This window comes from Microcoleus sp. A6-C6 (genome assembly GCF_036705955.1).
Taxonomy (GTDB): Bacteria; Cyanobacteriota; Cyanobacteriia; order Cyanobacteriales; family Microcoleaceae; genus Microcoleus.
In genome coordinates, this window is sequence record NZ_JAUBVR010000052.1 from 1 (window position 1) to 19,034 (window position 19,034).

Sequence of the window (19,034 nt, forward strand, 5' to 3'; positions counted from 1 at the left end):
AAGTTAAGACTTTGGATTCAATCCAGTAAAGCAAAACTTTCCATTATATCATAAAATTATTTTGCAAGAGGTCTATTGAAATATACAATTTAAATGGGCAAAAGCTTAGTACCTTGTAATGATCTATGCTATCAGTAAATCCCGATCGCACTTGCGAGCATCTGATACCGGGTTTCGGGAAAAAAATTGTCTGGCACCGACGCATCTGTGAAGCAACCCGTTTTCTAGGTAAGAGGATTCGCCCGTGACTGGCCGAGTTAAGTTGGGGGCTGGGCTAACGGCGATCGACATTTCACTAATATTTTTGAGTAATATTGCTGATGAAAGTTGCCGATTCTTTGGTATGCTTTGATTACACATCAAGAATCTATTGCGCAAATTAGTGTCAATGAAAAGAGTTCTGAGGTTAAAAACTTTAGCGGTGGCAGTATTGGCGATCGTCCTGTTCACTCTCTACTTGACTCCTCCAGTTCTGGCCGCGAATGCCGAGGATGTGAGTCAGCTATTAAAAGATAATTGGTGCGTCAGCTTTTTGTGGAAGCAATGCGATTTGAGCGCTGCCGATTTGCGAGGATCTAATCTCCAAGAAGCCAACTTGAGCGGCGCTAATTTGTCCGGCGCCAACTTGTCCGGCGCTAATTTAAAAAATGCTGACCTTTCGGACGCAGATCTCAGTGGCGCTAATTTAGCAAATGCTGATATTTTGGGGACGGATCTCCGTCGAGCAAATTTGACTGAAGCTAATTTAAACCGAACTAAATTGTGGGATGCTAATCTGACTTTGGCAAATCTGAGTCGCGCTAATTTACAAGATGCTAATTTGTTGGATTCTCGACTTTGGGGAAGCAATCTCACTCAAGCTAATTTAACTGATGCGACGCTACACGGTGCTGATTTGCAATATGCTAATTTGGCAGACAGTAATTTGACAAATGCTGACTTACACAGCTTCTTTTTCCGAGGTTCCAAGCAAGTTACGAATCTCAGCAATGCTAATTTAGAAGGTGCTAATTTAACGGGAACAAATCTCAGAGGTGCGGTGCTGAATGGGGCAATAATGCCCGACGGCTCTATTAATAATGAAGAAATTGGCTTGAATTTAAAGTAAAGTCGGTCTGAAGACAGTTGGCAGTTGACAGTTGGCAGTTGACAGTTGACAGTTGACAGTTGACAGTTGGCAGTTGGCAGTTGACCGACTAATGACTAATGACTAATGACTGCTGATTTAATTCGATCGCCAAACGTCATCCCAGGGCCCGCCACCAACTTCCAAACCGGCCAAAGAACTTTGAGCCTCTAAGATAATTTTAGAGCGCTGCTTGCCATTTTTTTCAACATTTGGGCCCAATAATTCTCGCAGTTGCAAGCGTAATTCGCCGTGCGTCGTATCCCGGCAACAAAAAGCCAGACCCTCGGCTGTAGGAGTTCGCACATAAGTACCAGAACTGTTTGTAGTCCCAATTAACTCAACTTCAAACTGACTGTTTCTCGCCTGGATTTTCCAGCTTCCCCAAGGTTCAATATTCCAACTAATTTGCGAATTCCAAGGCACAAATTCGTAAAATTTGCCTCGGTAATGGATGCCAATCATTGCTACCGATTCCATCCACCACAGCACGCCTCGCCTGCCGCCGCCAGCAGTTAAAGCTAAATCACTTTCGCCTTGAAAACAATTGCAATTAATCCAAAACCACTTGTGCGGAAAAGCACCGCCCCAGTTTTTTTCGCTGTAAGCGGGAGCATCTGTAAATTCGTAGCGTTCGCCGTTCCAATCGATCCATCCTGTGGCTAAACCGTGAGCCATTAAAATTTGCCATCCAGGCTCAAATACGGGCAGAAAAGATAGCATTCCCGCCGTAGATTTTTGGAGTTCAGCAGAGTTTCCCCAGCCGTAAATTGGTTTAATTTCGTACTCCCAATAACAGTGACTGCCACTTCCGGGATCATGCAGATAACCTTGATTTAAGGTAGCAGTAGCTTGATAGCCTTCTTCGATGTGGCTGTCGAATATTTGCGGCTCTAAATATGCGGGTTTAATTTGTAAATTTGTTTTGCCCCAATGTCCTAAACCCAAGCTTTCTCGGTGCGCCCAAAATTTATTTACGTCGGGGAAGGTGCGGCATAAATAGCTATCTTTAGGGCCGTAAATCTGAGCAGCACCGCCGCTGTATGGTTGACCGCCTCTGGGGTCTTCGATGGAATACATGAAGGCAAAGGATTGTCCGTGAATTGGTAATGTTATTCGGTAGTACCAGCCTTCAAAAAAGCGCCGGGAACTACTGTCCCAGTGGTAGCCGCTGTGGGGAGTTTCAATATTTGTGAGTTTTGAGTGTGTATTTGACATAAAATTACCAATAGTATGACAGGGAATTGACGGATAACTGTTTCTTCCTTCTTCCTTCTTCCTTCTTCCTTCTTCCTTCTTCCTTCCTTTATGTGTTTAGCACTTTGGCGATCGCCCTTGGCGCGAGCTCTGCACCGCAACCGCAGCCTTGCTTTTGCCCGCTACTTGCAATTAGCAACGGTTCGCGCCACTGGGCGTCCGGCTAACCGCACTGTGGTTTTTCGAGGTTTTTTAGGAGATACTAATCAGTTGAAGTTTATTACTGATATTCGCAGTCAGAAGACCGAGGAAATTGACCTCTATCCTTGGGGGGAGATTTGCTGGTATTTCCCTAAAACTCGCGAACAATTTCGGATTGCCGGACAACTTATTTTGGTGCGGCAATCCGATGCAGATTCCGAGTTGTTTACAGCGCGCCGCACAGCTTGGCAGGAGCTTTCTGAGGCTGCTCGATCGCAGTTTGCTTGGCCTGCACCGGGGGAAGATAAGGCGGATTTTGGTGCTTTTGATTCTGCTTCCCCAGATGCTCACGAGCCGCTGTCGAATTTTTGTTTGCTGTTGTTGGAACCCGAAACGGTGGATTTTTTGGAGTTGCGGGGGGAACCGCAGAACCGATCGCTTTACGGACGCGATGCAGATGGAAATTGGTTTGTGCGATCGGTCAATCCTTGAAAAAGAAGTCAGTAGTCAGTAGTTATTGGTTATTGGTTATTGGTTATTGGTTATTCGTTATTGGTTATTGGTTATTGGTTATTTGTTGTCAGTTCCAATGCCCAATGCCCTGTTTGGCCAATCCCTCCGCTTCGCTTCGCCCAATGCCCTGTTTGGCCAATTCAAATTTTAGATGCCGGTGCCGTCGAAAAATTCTTGAATTGCTTTATCTTTTAACTGACAAGCGGCGGCAACAACTTCGGTTTTTTCAGCTAGGGCTACATTGTTGGTTTGGTTTAAATGTGGAAATGCTGAATAGGAATTGGGAACAGAAGTTAAGGAGACAGATGCTTGAGGAACCAAACTTTTTACTTGCTGTTCGAGGGATTCGATGCGATCGAGCAAAGAGCGAATTACCACAGCTTCCGAATCCGGCAAACTGCCGTGTTCTAGGGGATTGACGCGGACTCCCGATCGATACACGATGCGGCCGGGAATCCCTACTACCGTGCAGTCTGACGGTACATCGCGCAGGACGACGGAACCTGCGCCGATGCGAACGTTGTTGCCAATTAGCAGGTTTCCTAGTACCTTGGCCCCCGCACCGACAACTACATTTTCGCCGACGGTAGGGTGACGCTTGCCACTTTCTTTGCCTGTGCCTCCGAGGGTGACACCTTGGTAAATTAGGGCAAAATCGCCGATTATTGCTGTTTCGCCGATGACAACCCCCATACCGTGGTCGATGAAGACGCTTTTGCCGATCGTTGCACCTGGGTGAATTTCTATTCCTGTCAAAAACCGAGCAATGTGGGAAATCAAGCGGGGAATGAAGGGAAGTCCCAGTAAATAAAGCCAGTGTGCGAGGCGGTGCAGCACTAGGGCCTGAAGACCTGGGTAACAAAACAATACTTCCAGCCAGTTGCGAGCGGCTGGGTCGCGATCGAAAATTATACTGAAGTCAGCTTTAAGGGTATGAAGCACTTTCGGAGTTCCCAATTTTGGTTAAACACGCCACTTTCAATTTTACAATTTTACTCGATCGCGGAAGTTAGATCGTGTTCGGTCGATTGTCACAACATAAACGGTTCGTAGCGCGGACTTAAGTCCGCTTGTTCGGTTGCGGACTTAAGTCCGCACGCGCGATCCAATCTAATCGAACGGACATGATATTAGTGGTCGATCGGGCGATCGGGCGATTGGGAGAAAAATTTGAGGATGTAGAATATTTTAGCGTGTCCATCCCACAGCGTGGCTGCGTTCTATTCCTGTAGTGAGATTGTATAGTTAGACTTGGCTCCGGCTTCGAGAGTACCGACCCAAATCCTGTAAGATCCTGCTTGCCAGTCTGAATCTACAATGCTGGCATCTTTATTCTGACCTGTATCGTCTCCGCAGCGCACGCTGTTACCGGGGCCTTGTACGACTAAGGTTGTGTCCTTCCCTCCGCTGTTGACTTGGATTGCGAGTTTTGAAAAGTTTTGCTGCAAGATTATGATGTGGTCTGGAGTAGGAGTGGCAAAGCCCAAACATTTGTTTTTGTGGCGATCGGTGTTAGCAATGGCAGAGAGAGAGTACGATCCGCCTGTGGAACCTCTCAACATTGCTGTTGGGGAGTCAAAACCTCGCGATAAAGTTAAAGTGCCGAAGTTGGCTGTTTCTGCTAAAACTGGGAGGGCGGCGATCGCACAGGTAGCAGCTAAGAGCGCACTGTTTTTGAAATGGACTGGTAGATGGAACCACATGGCAATACTCCTGTGTCACAACTTAAAATTACAACTCAGAATATACTCGTCTGAGTCCCAAGAATCGGAACTTGGAGAGGAAGAACAATTTTTGTTTAATTGAGTGAAAAAGCTTGTGGCTTTTGTTCCTGATTTCTATCATCGGAACCCTGACCTGTGCGATCGCCCTCGATCGTGCCACTCCGAGTTCTGCCACACGCGATCGGCTCACATCCGAAATTATACGCTCTCAAGATGCTCGATGTCAGGAACTCAGGTCTAAAGACACGCTCGCTTGGTCGCGAGAAATTACTCACAAGCTATTCTGACCAGCTATAGTTTTAACTGACTACGTTATTTAGGTCACGACACCCTGTGGATGCGAAGCTAGTCCCCTGCTCTGTCGCTAGTGGTTAAACAAGTTCTAAAGTCACGCTTTACAGTGCTGCTAGCCCTGCGCAAGCCCTGATAACATTGACCGACAAGCTAACATTACCCCGTAAGGGAGGCCCAACAAAGGCAACCATTATGCGTACAGGATTGTGAAGCTTGAAATGGTAATTTTCCCATTGAGAGTACATTACAAAAGTACACCTAGCCAAGCAATCCCAAGGCGGTGATGGAAAGATTCACGGTGGTTAAAACCACCCGTGTCGTTTCCCTCTCCGAGGCTAAAGCCACTGAGTTTCCCACTTACCGAGTTTTTTTATGATAATTTTGGCTTTGCTGTTGACGATCGGTGCCCTATTGACATGGGGTTTAATAATGTTACCTGTAGAGATCTTCGGCTGGCTTCACTTTCCTAATTGGCTGAGCCTGATCTTAATTGTGCTGGCTATTTCTTGGTGCTTGGACGATTAGTCAGCAGTCATGAGTTATAAAAAAAGTTCGGCAAGCGGAAAACTCATCGGCTTTAGCCATGAGATGTAAGCGGCACGGGCGGTTTTAACCGCCGTGAATCTTTCTTGATTCTTAATATTTAAAAGGCGCCTGCTATATTAAGATATGAACAAGGAGGTGAGTGAGATTGCTAACAAACTATATTTACAAATTGCGCCCCAATCAAACGCAAGTCTTAAAGATGTCGGCTTGGGTAAATATGCTTAGAAGTCATTACAACTGGTGTCTAAATGACAGGATTACCCAATACAGCCAACAGTTTGTCCAAGGCGACTACTGCGATATTAGAACTTATGGCGAAATTTCACCGTTAACCTGTTTCGTTAGCAAAAGTGGCGCAACTGGAAATCCCTGGAAAGACTATAAGTTTGATCGAGAAGGTAAGGCTAGAAATCCCCGTAGAAGTGCGGCGGACATTCAAATTACAGCATTGCCAGAATTGAAAATTGCTAGACATTGGTATGCTCAAATAGATTCAACAGTTCTACAACAGAATGTTAAACGCTTAGACACTGCTTACAAGAATTTCTTTGAAGGCAGAGGATTTCCCAGGTTCAAAAACCGTAGCAACTTTATGTCTTTTACTTATGTGATGGGCGTAAAACTAAAGGGCAATAAAATCTATCTCCCTAAACTGGGCCAGATGCGATTTCATAACTCTCGCTCAATCCCAGATGGGTTTACCATCAAGGCTTGCACGGTTAGAAAACGTCAAAATTGTTGGTATATTTCCCTCAGAATAGAGGATAAATCTGTACCTGAATACAGCGCTAAACTCAGGCGTAATAATCCCAAAGTAATAGGGTGCGATTTAGGAATAACTAAGTTGGTTCACCTTTCTGATGGATATCAAATCGAGAATCCCAAGTTTGCAACCAACAAAAAAGCTAAGCGGACTCTGAAAATTAGACAAAGGCGAGTTAGCCGTAAGGTCAAAGGTAGCAAAAACCGCAAAAAAGCGGCTATCAGAGTTGGGCGATTTCATCAAAAGATTGGTAATAAACGCCAATCGCATCAATGGAAAGTTGCTAACAAGATTGTGTCTCGCAACGTCGATGTGATTGCCCTAGAAGATTTAAACATCTCTAGGATGATGCGCCGATGCAAGGTGACAACTGACAAAAAAGCTGGGAGGTTTCTTAGGAATGGACAATCCAGAAAAAAAGGTTTGAATCGTTCTATCTCTGATGCAGGTTGGGGTGAATTGATTTTGAAGATTGAGTATCTTGCTGTGAAGCAAGGAAAAATCACAATTAAAATCAATCCTAAACACTCTAGCCAAGAATGCAGGAATTGCGGTCATATCGACAAGTCGAATAGAGATGGTGAAAAGTTCATGTGTGTCGAATGTGGCTATCACGAACACGCTGATATTGGCGCTGCAAAAACTATTCGAGATCGAGTTTTGACAATAGTACGCGGGCCAGGACGCGAAACTTGGTGCTAGCCATCTAAACGCCCAAAAGGTATCACTGCGCTCAAAGAGCAAACGCGGTGAGTTTGGGAACCTGAGCAATCAGGATATTAAGGTTGCAAAATCTTAAGAATCTCAGTCGCTGTCTTCGCTGAGAGTGTCAATAGTGATGAGTTATTAGTCATGAGTTATTATCGATCGTTCCGCTGCGCCTAACAGTGAAAGCCGATCGCCCCGGTCTGATGCTGTATACTGCAAACTTGAGAATCAGAAATCTAAGATCTAGGATTTGACATCTACCTATAGAATGATGCAACGACAAATTTATTCGCTCTCAGAATTTCGCTCTTCAGACAAAACTCTGGGGGAAACTCCTAAGAAACAGTCGCGTCCGATACATCGGGCGATCGTATTAATGCTGGTGGCAACCGGTTTGCTGGGCCTGCACGCTAGTCGGCTGGTGGAATTGCAACTGGTACAAGGTAAGCAAAACCGGGAACGGGCCGAAAACAATCGGGTTCGCCTAGTGCCAATGCCGGCAAATCGCGGACATATTGTCGATCGCAAAGGCAAGCTGCTAGCGGGAAACAATTTAGCTCGATCGGTCTATTTGTGGCCGAAAGAACAAACGCCGGAACAGTGGAAAGTGACAGCAGACAAGTTGAGTCCGCTGCTGAAAATCCCGGCTAAAGAAATATTAGAGAAATTAAAAAAGGTCGATCCTCTATCCTACAGACCCGTGCGGATCAAGCAAGCGATGCCGCCAGAGGTGTTTGTACCGCTAGCAGAACAGGTGGGACAAATGCGGGGAGTGGAAGTGCGGCCCGAAGCAAACCGCTACTATCCCGAAGGCAGTTTGGCGGCTCATGTTTTGGGATATATTGGCGAAGCTACCGCAGAAGATTTGAAAGCTCACCCGGAATATCCGATGGGGATGATTGTCGGTCAGATGGGCATAGAAGCGAGTTCTAACAAGGAGATTGCGGGAGTTTGGGGCGATCGGCTGATCGAGGTAAATGCCCAAAATCAAGAATTGCGGCTCATGGGAGAAACACCCCCGAAACCGGGCGAGGCAGTGCAGCTAACCATCGACTTGTCCATGCAAAAAGCAGCGGAAACAGCCCTGGGGAACCGCCGGGGAGCAGTCGTCGCCCTGGATGTCAAAACCGGCGCGGTATTAGTTCTCGCCAGCCACCCGACTTTTGACCCCAATCTGTTTACGCGAAAAATCACTAAGGATGACTGGGCAACTCTTCAAGACCAGGAAGATCCATTTTTGAATCGGGCGATGCAAGGCTATCCCCCAGGCAGCACTTTTAAAATTGTGACTTCTGTCGCCGGTATCGAGTCAGGCAAGTTTTCGCCAGACTCAATTTTGGGTACTTCGTCTTACATTACTGTGGGCGGAATTAATTTTAATGAACACAGCGGCGGTTACGGCGACATCGGCTTTCGGGATGCTTTGGCTTTCAGCAGCAATACGTTTTTTTATCAAGTGGGGATGAGTACCGGGCCAGAGGAAATTTCTAAGTGGGGACACCGCTTGGGAATTGGCAAGGATACGAATTTGAATCTTTTGGGGCTAGGCGGGGGCAGTCACGGTCAAATTCCGACACCGGCCGAGAAGGAGAAAATATATAAAGAACCTTGGTATGAGGGCGATACGGTAACAATGTCGATCGGTCAGGGGTTGGTGTTGGTGACTCCTTTGGAGGAGGCGGTAATGGTGAGTTCGATCGCTAACGGCGGCTATCGAGTCAAGCCCCATCTTTTGACTTCTATGACTGGCACTCCAGAGACTCAACGGGTAAAGATCGGGATCAAACCTTCGACAGTTCAGGTGGTTAAGGAAGGATTGATCGCAGTAGTTTCCGAGGGTACGGGACAGGGACTCAATGACGGTTCGATTCCGCTGACGGCGGGCAAAACAGGGACTTCGGAGGTCATCGGACAGGAGGATCACTCGCTATATGTGGCATTCGGGCCTGCTGAAAAGCCAGAAATTGCGATCGCCGTGATTGTGGAAAATGCCGGTTTTGGTGCTGTTGCCGCGGCCCCGATCGCCAAAGAGGTATTTCAAGCTTATTTTGGCAAACCAAAAACACCAGTCAACCCAATAGTAGTAAACCCTGAGTAGTAATTAGTCAGTTGTCATTGGGTATTGGGCATTGGGCATTGGGCATTGGGCATTGGGCATTGGGCATTAGTTGACAAGTAGAGTAAGGTGCAATACCTCTCGGTTAAGCACAAAATTGTAGGATTTAATCTCCTGAAATGCTTGTAAACTCGTTAAGGATTGTTAACCAAAGTTCCTTAACCGAGAGGTATTGGAGTAAGGTGGACTCACGACCTGAGAAACCGGGTTTCTTTCAATATTGATCGTTTCTGTTACGAAAACTCGTAGAAACCCGGTTTCTTACTCACGCGCGCCAACCTGAGAAACCGGGTTTCTTTTAATATTTATCGTCACTCAACCCAAAACTCGTAGGAACCCGGTTTCTTACTCACGCGCACCTGAGAAACCGGGTTTCTTTCAATATTTATCGTCACTCAACCCAAAACTCGTAGAAACCCGGTTTCTTAGCGTGATAGGCGCGTCCGTTACTAATGACTAATGACTAATAACTAATGACTAATGACTAATGACTAATGACTAATGACTAATGACTAATGACTAATTCAGCCGCATAAATATGGTGGCTTTGCGAATTCCTGTGATTTCTCCCGTACTGGTGACGGTGAGCGATCGCAAGTGGTCGAAAAATGGTCTCGCGGAAAGTTCAATTAACCTCAACAGCGGGATTTGTTTTTCCCAAATTGCTCTGCTGGAGGGCCAGTCTAAATAAAAATAGCCGTCGTTAGATGGCGGTAGCGGTTCGATGCTGGTTTGAAAATCAAGATTGGCAACTAAAGAGCCTGTTTCGGCTGCTTTGAGCGCTGCATCCATTGCTTCTACTGAAGTAGTGAAAATTTCGTATTTACCGACTGTGGCTCGAACTCCTTTTGCCTCGGTTTCGATCGCACTTTTTGTTTTATTTTTTTGATCATAATTCTGGCTCGTTGTCAACTGCGTCCAAGCGGTAATTTTTTGGTTTCTGAGAGTAAAGTTGCCGATGCTGTATTCTTTGCTGCGGGCAATGTCATCAAGTTTGTCGATCGCCTTTTGAGCATCCGCAGATTTTTCCGCAGCAAAAATCCAGTCGGGAGTGTTTGACGAACTTGGAACCACTGCTAAAGCGTATTCTCCTTGTACCCAGTTAAATATATCTTGCGGCAAATTGACGCCCCAATTTTGCTGAATATCTCCGATCGTGCGATCGACTAATTTTGAGACTTCTGCGTTGGCGGACACCGCCGATGACAAATCAGTCCAAAAATTCCTTAAATCGGTGCTAGCGACGGCGAAAGGACTGGCTGAGGGTATGTACTGCAAGGCTTGGACTGGTGCGGAGAGTGTGGGAACGGCTGTGTTGTCTCGCGATGTCACCAAAGCAGTTTGGGCCAGCAATCCGCGTCGGTTGACTCCGACAGCAACTGCGAGGGAATTGGGAGAAACTTGGGAATTTTGTTCGGTGGCTGACTGCGGAAAATTGACAAAAGCTAAAGCTATTCTGCCTTGAGTTAGCTGCTGCACAGCTTTTTGATATTCGGGGGTATTTTTAAGATTTAGGTTGGCTGTTTCAACGTTATTAATTGCATCTCGCAGCACGTTCGGACTGTTGGCAAATAAAACAAAACTACTGTTATTTCCAGAATCAGAAGTGCCGCCGATTGCCGCAGTTGCAAAGCTGGGTGGCAAAGTTGAATTCGGCAGAGAAAGCGGGTTGAAAGGCGAAATTGGATCAGTTTTTTTCTTTGCTATTGGTGATTCTTTATAATATATTTTTACGCCTTTATATAGTTCCGACTGCACTGTTTTCTCCTTACGAGATTCTTTTTGCCAGTAGGAAGTGAGAAATTGTTGGCTGCGATCGGCATTTTGGGAGGAAACTGCCAGCAGAAACCCGGTTTGTTGGCCGTTGTTGCGATCGCGATCGTCAAAATCGGGATTGGTTACGGCGAGGGTAATTTCGTCACCGATCCAAGGTTGGATATCGCGACTGTAATCCAGGCCTGTATTGGCGAGGAGGCTTTTTTTGATTTGCTCGAATTCAGCGTGCGATCGGCTTCTTTCTTCGGGAGAGGCAAAGATTTGCCGCAATGCTTCAAGGCGATCGGGATTTACCAGCATAGAAGCTAACAAAGGCGCTTGTTTCGAGACAAACACAGCCGCAGCCGGAGTAGTTGTCGGCCCACCGGCGAGCAAATTTAGGGGAGTTTTGGTTGTCAGCCAGTAAAAACCGCCGGCACTCAAGGCTAAGAGTGCCAAAACGCCAGCAATGAGGAAAGAAAAGAACGATCGCAGCTTCATACAACAAGGACTAATGATCACAGTCTATTATTAACTACAATAACGCATCACCGTAGCTATTGACATATACAAAATTTAGGGGCGGTGTCTGTTAAAAACCGCCCCAATATTGACAGGCGATCGCCCGTCAGTTTATTTTGTTTCTAAGTCGATGGTTGTATCAATCTTTCTGTCAGTTCTTCAATCGACAATTGAGGTAATTCTACCAACAAAGATGATAGAATTTCGGGAGATAAAGCCAGCAGATTAGAGATGAGATTCACCGGGAGTTGTTCTAATTGTCCCGATTGACTGAAGGATTTTTCCAGAACTGTTTGTGCCAGCAAGCTTTGCACTTGTTGGCGTTCATTTTGTCCCGCAGGCAAATTAGATAACTGCACTAGCAACACAGTAAATTCGGCAACAGGTAAAGCCGATATCAACGGGATGAATGCGAGAGTTAGCGGGTCTGATTCTCCAAATCTGACCTGCAATAAGCTCTCCAAAATCATCCGCTGTCCTTCTTCCTGACCTTGTTGTTTGGCTGCTTCTAAATGTTGTTGAAAAAGAGGTGCGATCGCCATAACTAACTCCTGATCTTCATCATCCCCTGCGGGAATAGGTGGTGTATTCGCTTGCAAATTTGCTTGCAAGATGTACAATAATTCTAGCGCGTTAGTTCGGAGTGGATTATCCACAGGCAATGCACTTAATTCTGTGATCGCCTGTTCCTGTACCCGTCCGCGGCCCAACATCCGCAACCACATAGTTTCTGGGACTCTGGGTAGCTGGTGAATGGCGATTAGTCCAACTCTCCAAACCTCAGTTAAAAAATAAACTCCTTTCCCCCAGCCCTCAGACTCTTCGGGAACCCGAAAACCAAAACTGTCGAGTAAAAGTTCCGAAGTAGTGGGAGTTAAAATCCACAACCTCGGCAATTGTCTTTCTTCTAAACGCTGGTCTTCTCGATTAGTCTGCCGCCCCAGTTTCGCCCTACTATTTAATAATTTTACTACACAACTGAAGATTCCTTCATTATTAACCGGATTGCGAAACGGCTCAATCACAGCTACAGTAGCAGCCATTTTACCTAATAAACCTAAACTTTGGAGATATTCGCCCTCAAAAGAAGTTGGTTGAAACCAGACATCAATTTCTCTGACTTCAGCGGTGACATCTTTGCTAGTTTCTACTTCTCCGAGAGGCGACAATAACTCTTGAAGGTATTCTTTAGCAAACTGATCGTGGGGAAACTTAGTCATAAAGTAAATTTTTTGCACTCTCATGCTATTTTATCAGAAAAGATGCAGACGGCGGTTTCAATCGCCCAGTTTTCTTAAAATCTATCTGCGTTAATCTGCGTTAATCTGCCTGAAATCTGCGGTTTCTGTATCAATCAAAAAATTATGCAAAAAGTCGATTTTGCAGTCTACCAAAGCAAACCTCGCGCATCGGAAAAATCTGCATCGAGAACCGCCCCCGGATCGAATACAGCATCAGTCAAATCAGCTTTTCTAAACGACGTTACCGATAATTTTTCGATTTCTTCAACAGCGATAAAAAAGCCGATCGCAGTTAACCCCAAAATAACCCCAGAAACCAAAAATAAACCAATTCCCCTGAGAGTATCCCCGCCCAAAAATGTCACAATACCGTTAGCGCCGATCGCAGCAGCAGCCCCAGCCACAGCCCCAGCCACAATTCCCGCCTCGCCCCGAGTCGCAGCAATCGCCGTCGCAGCAGTCCCAGCAACCGCCACAGCCCCCGCATCCGCCCCGCCAATCAGTCCAATCAAGGCCCCAGCCGTCGTCACAGTCACCGCAGTCACCCCAGCCCTAGCAATCAATTTTTTGATCCGGCGGCGGCTTTGTCCGGTTCTGACACCCTGAAAATTTGCCCCCCTCAAAATCGCCCCGGTGAAATTGCAGCCTCGAATGTCGCAACCGCTGAAGTTCGCCCCAGACAAGTCAAGCCCTTTAAATGAACGGTTCCGCAAGTTTTGGTTGGCAAAATTGAGATTTTGAGTCATAAGGAAGAAGGAAGAGGGAAGAAGGAAGAAGGAAGAGGGAAGAAGGAAGAGGGAAGAGGGAAGAGGGAATCTTCGACAAGGGTTTGAGGAATTAAGAACATTTTAACTGTCGGGGGCGGTTGCTTTAGCAGAAAACAAGATATATGTCAATTATTATCGGATATTTGGTAAGTTCTCAATTTCCCTGTATAATCGATCGCGTGCTAGGAGCTAATCGGAACCACAAACAAAACTGGTACTACCTTCAATCCATGCTGGAACTTAAAATCTGAACAATCTTACAAGCAAACTCCCCCTCCTAGAAATTAGCATTAACAGTCCTGGCCACACGGGCGCTCAGAAACCGGGTTTTTTGCGAGAATACTTCGTTATAACCCGCAGATAAAATAAAAACCCCGGTTTCTTTGGCCTTAATACCTAAGTCCTGATTTAAAGAATCCCTAATTGGGATGTAAAATCTACAAAACGATCGCAATTATTATGTCAAACCTCCCATTTTCTCCCGAACAAATTGCCGCCGAAAGACTCAAACCCGAAGAATACGAAGAAATCGTTCAGCGTCTCGGCCGCCATCCCAATAAGGCTGAATTGGGAATGTTCGGCGTGATGTGGAGCGAACACTGCTGCTACAAAAATTCGCGGCCGCTATTAAAACAGTTTCCCACAGAGGGCGATCGCATTCTGGTCGGGCCCGGAGAAAATGCCGGAGTCATAGACTTGGGAGACGGCTTACAACTGGCCTTCAAAATTGAATCCCACAATCACCCGTCAGCAGTCGAACCCTTCCAAGGCGCAGCAACAGGAGTCGGCGGCATTCTCCGCGATATCTTCACAATGGGTGCTCGCCCGATCGCACTTTTAAACTCTCTACGTTTCGGCAACTTAGATGATAGCAAAACTCAGAGATTATTCAAAGGCGTAGTATCGGGAATCAGTCACTACGGAAACTGCATCGGCGTACCCACAGTGGGCGGCGAAGTTTACTTTGATGCAGCTTATTCTGGCAACCCCTTAGTTAACGTCATGGCTTTGGGTTTAATGGAAACCCAAGAAATCGTTAAATCCGGGGCATCGGGAATCGGAAATCCCGTACTTTATGTCGGTTCAACTACTGGCAGAGATGGCATGGGAGGAGCGAGTTTTGCTAGTGCAGAATTGACCGACAAATCAATGGATGACCGCCCAGCAGTCCAAGTAGGAGATCCGTTTTTAGAGAAATCCTTAATTGAAGCTTGTTTAGAAGCATTCAAAACTGGTGCAGTCGTCGCCGCCCAAGATATGGGCGCGGCCGGAATTACCTGCTCGACATCAGAAATGGCAGCTAAAGGTGGTGTCGGTATTGAATTCGATTTAGATAAAGTTCCGGTTCGAGAAAGCGGTATGGTTCCCTACGAATACTTGCTTTCGGAATCTCAAGAACGGATGCTGTTTGTGGCAGAGAAAGGACGGGAACAGGAATTAATCGATATTTTCCATCGTTGGGGATTGCACGCCGTAGTCGCGGGCACAGTCATCGCAGAGCCGATCGTCCGAATTCTCTTTAAAGGCGAAATCGCGGCCGAAATTACCGCGACTGCTTTGGCAGATAACACGCCAATTTATCACCGAGAATTGTTGACAGAACCGCCAGAATATGCTATAAAAGCATGGGAATGGACGGCGGATAAGTTGCCGGAATGCACCGCAGCCGGCATCGAAGTTCAGGGTAATTTCCAAACTTGGAATCAGGTTTTGCTGACACTTTTGGATACTCCCACCATCGCTTCTAAACGCTGGGTTTATCGCCAATATGACCATCAAGTGCAAAACAATACTGTTGTTTTACCGGGAGGCGCGGATGCTGCGGTGATCAGATTGCGTCCGCTAGAACCTTGCCAATCTTCCCTTGCTAACGGGCTAGAAGTACACCCCCTTGCTAAGGGGGATCTACAGAGAGAAAATGCTGTTTCTCTAGCTTCCGAAAGCAAACAGGAAGAAGAGGTAATTCCTCTATTTACAAAGGCACAAGGTAGGGAAACTCCAAAAGTTTATCCCCCCCTTAGCAAGAAGGAAGAGCCCCTGGGGATGATTCCTGGAGTTGCTGCAACTGTTGATTGCAATTCTCGTTATGTTTATCTCGATCCTTATGAAGGTGCAAAAGCAGTCGTAGCGGAAGCAGCGAGAAATTTAAGTTGTGTGGGTGCTGAACCTTTAGCTGTTACTGATAATCTCAATTTTGGTAGTCCCGAAAAACCTGTAGGATATTGGCAGTTAGCCTCAGCTTGTCGCGGGATTGCTGATGCTTGTCGGGAGTTGGGAACGCCTGTGACTGGCGGCAATGTTTCTCTTTACAATGAAACGGTTGATGCTGAGGGAAATCCTCAACCAATTTATCCGACTCCGGTAATCGGAATGGTGGGGTTAATTCCAGATTTGAAGAAGATTTGCGGCCAAGCTTGGCTAAAGAAAGGTGATTTAATTTATGTGCTGGGAATGGGGGAATCATCCCAAAACTCAGAACTTTCATCTGAAAGCCCAAAAATCGAAACTTCTCCTACTTTGGGAGGTTCGGAATATTTAGCGGCAATTCACGGGATTGTAGCTGGGAAACCGCCAAGGATAGATTTTGAGTTAGAAAGAAAAGTGCAATCGGTTTGTCGCGATGGAATCCGCAGCGGTTGGGTAGGTTCTGCCCATGATTGTGCGGAAGGTGGAATTGCGATCGCCCTCGCGGAATGCTGTATTTCTGCTAAAATGGGTGCAGAAATCAATCTCAGTTTCAATTCGGCAAATGTCGGCCGCTGGGATGAAATTTTATTTGGTGAAATGGGCAACTGCATTATAGTTTCAGTGGCGCCGAAAAATCAAGGAATTTGGGAGTCTTACCTGGAAGAACATTTGACCAAAATGTGGCAGAAAATTGGTTTAGTTTGCTGTGCTGAATCACCTTTGCGGGTTGTGAGTGCTGACAATCAAGTGTTAATTGAGGTTAGCATGAATGATATGCGCGATCGGTTCTATAATGCGATCGAGCGTAGGATTGGATCTGTCTAATCGCAGTCCATACACACGGCGTTTGAAACCGCCTCTACACAGAAAAACCCGGCGGTTTTAACCGCTTCTACACAGACGAAACCCACTCCAAGCGGGTTGAATTTCTTGAGTCCGCAAAGGCGGACTTTGTTTGTGTAGAAGCAATTTCAAGAGACTGTTGGCGAATTTAAAAAGAATTTTACCCTCACCCCTAAAAATAGTGGTTCGGGACTAAATATTTAATTAACCATATAGCTATTAAGTAGCCAGAGCGAACCCCACTGCTGCATTCCAGATGTGAGCGGTAACACCCTTGCCGACTTCGCCAACAGTATTTTTCAATCGCCGAATCCCTCGCCCGCCGTTAATCAAGGTTAATATATGATTTGAGGGCGATCGATACTACAATGCCATTAAACGCCGCATCACTTCTGTCAGAAATGCTACACGAGTTGGAAATAATGACAGATCCGTGGCAAGATTAAGGGAATGTTAAGTTATGCGACGCTTTCGCAAACAAGATTTCCCGCTGAAACTGTCCCCCTAACCCACCTTCCCCATTAGGAACCCACCCATCTATGATTCCCAACCATTCCTTCGAGGCTGACGAGCATTCTAGCAAACCCGACAAGCCCGAGGAAGCTTGCGGCGTTTTCGGTATCTACGCACCGGGTGAAGATGTCGCCAAGTTGACCTACTTCGGCTTGTATGCTTTGCAGCACCGAGGTCAGGAATCCGCCGGAATTGCTACTTTTGATGGTGAAACAGTCCACCTGCACAAGGATATGGGACTGGTTTCGCAGGTCTTCAACGAATCGAGTTTAGGTCACTTACCCGGTAACTTAGCCGTAGGACACACTCGCTACTCTACTACCGGCTCGTCGCGGGTGATCAACGCTCAACCTGTGGTCGTCGAAACTCGTCTGGGAAGTCTCGCATTAGCACATAACGGGAATCTTGTCAATACTAAAGAATTGCGGGAAGAGTTGCTGTCTCGCAACTGCGAGTTTGTCAGCACGACGGATTCAGAGGCGATCGCAGTGGCGATCGGTTCGGAGGTAGACAAGGGCAAAGATTGGCTGGAAGCTGCGATCAGTGCCTTTGGTATGTGCCAAGGAGCCTTTAGTTTGACGATCGCCACCCCGAAAGGCGTGATGGGAGTCCGCGATCCGTATGGCGTCCGCCCGCTGGTAATTGGCAGGCTCCCCACAACTCCGGTACGCTACGTTTTAGCCTCGGAAACTTGCGGCTTGGATATTATCGGTGCTGAATTTTTGCGGGATGTAGAACCGGGGGAATTGGTTTGGATTACAGAGGAAGGTATGGCTTCTTTCCACTGGAGCCAGCAGCAAAAACGCAAACTTTGCGTCTTTGAAATGATCTATTTTGCTCGACCCGATAGCATTATGCGAGGTGAAAATTTGTACACCTATCGGTTGCGACTAGGGCGTTTGTTGGCAACAGAATCTCCGACTGAGGCTGATATAGTCATTGGTGTTCCCGATTCTGGCATCCCAGCGGCGATCGGCTTTTCTCAAGCTTCCGGCATTCCATACGCCGAAGGATTGATTAAAAATCGCTACGTCGGACGCACTTTTATTCAACCGACTCAGACGATGCGCGAGTCAGGAATTCGCATGAAACTCAACCCTCTCAGAGATGTGTTGGAAGGAAAGCGGGTAATTATTATCGACGATTCGATCGTGCGCGGCACTACCAGCCGTAAAATTGTCAAAGCCTTGCGGGATGCCGGCGCAACCGAAGTTCACATGAGGATTTCCTCACCGCCGGTGACTCATCCTTGTTTCTACGGGATCGATACCGACAATCAAGATCAGTTGATTGCTGCTACCAAGTCTGTCGCCGAAATCGGCGATCAAATTGGGGTGGATTCCTTGGCTTTCTTGAGCAGGGAAGGAATGCTGAGTGCTACTAATGAAGACACGAAAAGTTTTTGTTCGGCGTGTTTTACCGGCGATTATCCGATCGAGATTCCGGCTATGGTAAAACGGGCGAAGCTCATATTAGAAAAGGCTACCACCTAGAAAATCCCAAAGTGAAAAGCGATCGCAGTTACTTTCTGCGATTTATGAATTTTCTAATTTTTCTGGTAACTCGTTGCCAGAATGTGTGTAGAAATGTTACATTAAACTTAGCTTTAGCAATTATTGTAGAATTAGTGAATTGTAGCGAGCTGTGGGTTGGGTAGAACTTGTGTGAAACCAAACACTCCGATGCTGTGAGGTTTCGTTCCACAGACCAAGCCTACACTCTCGTTCACAAATCCTACTCTAAGCGTTATATGCCACCTGCGAACTGGAGGTAATTCCTCCAGAAGTGTGATCTCAAGTATTGAAGTCGCATTTCGCACTAACAACGGACACATGAGATTTTTTTAGATAACAGGGTCGATCGCGCTAATTTTCCCACACAAGTATTCCCCAAGCCAACTTGCTTGAGAATCGAGGACGGGCTATTCATGCGAACTAAAGAACTTTAGAAACCCTTGCAGAGTAAAAAATATGGCTCCTTGCGGGCTGAAAGTGACTGTTAAAAGGCGGAATGTGGTT

General features: G+C 46.5%; 14 protein-coding genes. 7 read left to right on the forward strand and 7 right to left on the reverse strand.

What is annotated here, in order from left to right:
* Positions 1 to 388: 388 nt before the first annotated feature.
* A complete protein-coding gene (locus QUB52_RS19670) occupies positions 389 to 1,108 on the forward strand; it encodes a pentapeptide repeat-containing protein (protein WP_332974487.1) in 720 nt (239 codons plus the stop codon).
* Between the two features lie 117 nt (positions 1,109 to 1,225).
* Here QUB52_RS19670 and QUB52_RS19675 read toward each other — a convergent pair whose 3' ends face one another.
* Together QUB52_RS19675 and QUB52_RS19680 are read right to left on the reverse strand one after the other, a co-directional pair.
* Positions 1,226 to 2,344: a tocopherol cyclase family protein gene (locus tag QUB52_RS19675; RefSeq protein WP_265233110.1), complete on the reverse strand. Its 1,119-nt coding sequence runs from the start codon at positions 2,342 to 2,344 to the stop codon at positions 1,226 to 1,228.
* Positions 2,239 to 2,484, reverse strand: a complete 246-nt coding sequence (locus QUB52_RS19680) for a hypothetical protein (protein ID WP_265233283.1) — start codon at positions 2,482 to 2,484, stop codon at positions 2,239 to 2,241. Before QUB52_RS19680 ends, QUB52_RS19675 begins: the two co-directional genes overlap by 106 nt.
* Between QUB52_RS19680 and QUB52_RS19685 the strand changes: the two genes are divergently transcribed.
* Positions 2,435 to 3,016, forward strand: a complete 582-nt coding sequence (locus QUB52_RS19685; protein WP_265233109.1) for an Npun_F5749 family FMN-dependent PPOX-type flavoprotein — start codon at positions 2,435 to 2,437, stop codon at positions 3,014 to 3,016. The two genes, QUB52_RS19680 and QUB52_RS19685, sit on opposite strands and share 50 nt — an antisense overlap.
* A gap of 168 nt (positions 3,017 to 3,184) precedes the next feature.
* Here QUB52_RS19685 and cysE read toward each other — a convergent pair whose 3' ends face one another.
* Together cysE and QUB52_RS19695 are read right to left on the reverse strand one after the other, a co-directional pair.
* Complete coding sequence (gene cysE / locus QUB52_RS19690; protein WP_265233108.1) at positions 3,185 to 3,979, reverse strand: serine O-acetyltransferase; 795 nt, start codon at positions 3,977 to 3,979, stop codon at positions 3,185 to 3,187.
* Positions 3,980 to 4,257: 278 nt separating this feature from the next.
* Complete coding sequence (locus tag QUB52_RS19695; protein ID WP_332974488.1) at positions 4,258 to 4,740, reverse strand: hypothetical protein; 483 nt, start codon at positions 4,738 to 4,740, stop codon at positions 4,258 to 4,260.
* Between the two features lie 113 nt (positions 4,741 to 4,853).
* On the opposite strand from QUB52_RS19695, the gene QUB52_RS19700 reads away from it, so the two are divergent.
* From QUB52_RS19700 to mrdA, 3 genes are all read left to right on the forward strand, one after another.
* Positions 4,854 to 5,048: a hypothetical protein gene (locus tag QUB52_RS19700; protein WP_265233106.1), complete on the forward strand. Its 195-nt coding sequence runs from the start codon at positions 4,854 to 4,856 to the stop codon at positions 5,046 to 5,048.
* A gap of 698 nt (positions 5,049 to 5,746) precedes the next feature.
* Complete coding sequence (locus QUB52_RS19705; RefSeq protein WP_332976244.1) at positions 5,747 to 7,066, forward strand: RNA-guided endonuclease InsQ/TnpB family protein; 1,320 nt, start codon at positions 5,747 to 5,749, stop codon at positions 7,064 to 7,066.
* A gap of 274 nt (positions 7,067 to 7,340) precedes the next feature.
* Entirely contained in the window at positions 7,341 to 9,170 is a 1,830-nt protein-coding gene (gene mrdA / locus QUB52_RS19710; protein WP_265233104.1) for a penicillin-binding protein 2, read from the forward strand.
* Between the two features lie 537 nt (positions 9,171 to 9,707).
* On the opposite strand, the gene QUB52_RS19715 is transcribed toward mrdA, so the two are convergent.
* From QUB52_RS19715 to QUB52_RS19725, 3 genes are all read right to left on the reverse strand, one after another.
* Positions 9,708 to 11,444 (reverse strand): DUF3352 domain-containing protein, encoded by a 1,737-nt coding sequence (locus tag QUB52_RS19715; protein WP_332974491.1) that lies wholly within the window; start codon positions 11,442 to 11,444, stop codon positions 9,708 to 9,710.
* A 143-nt stretch (positions 11,445 to 11,587) separates the two neighbouring features.
* Entirely contained in the window at positions 11,588 to 12,685 is a 1,098-nt protein-coding gene (locus tag QUB52_RS19720) for a flagellar assembly protein H (protein WP_332974493.1), read from the reverse strand.
* Between the two features lie 167 nt (positions 12,686 to 12,852).
* The gene (locus QUB52_RS19725; protein WP_332966342.1) at positions 12,853 to 13,452 is read right to left on the reverse strand and encodes a pentapeptide repeat-containing protein; all 600 of its coding nucleotides are present in this window, start codon (positions 13,450 to 13,452) and stop codon (positions 12,853 to 12,855) included.
* 480 nt (positions 13,453 to 13,932) lie between these two features.
* On the opposite strand from QUB52_RS19725, the gene purL reads away from it, so the two are divergent.
* Both purL and purF read left to right on the forward strand, forming a co-directional pair.
* Positions 13,933 to 16,485 carry a phosphoribosylformylglycinamidine synthase subunit PurL gene (gene purL, locus QUB52_RS19730; protein ID WP_332974494.1) on the forward strand — a complete coding sequence of 851 codons (2,553 nt, stop codon included), beginning with the start codon at positions 13,933 to 13,935 and terminating at the stop codon, positions 16,483 to 16,485.
* Positions 16,486 to 17,042: 557 nt separating this feature from the next.
* Entirely contained in the window at positions 17,043 to 18,509 is a 1,467-nt protein-coding gene (purF, locus tag QUB52_RS19735; RefSeq protein ID WP_332966345.1) for an amidophosphoribosyltransferase, read from the forward strand.
* The last annotated feature ends 525 nt before the right edge of the window (positions 18,510 to 19,034 follow it).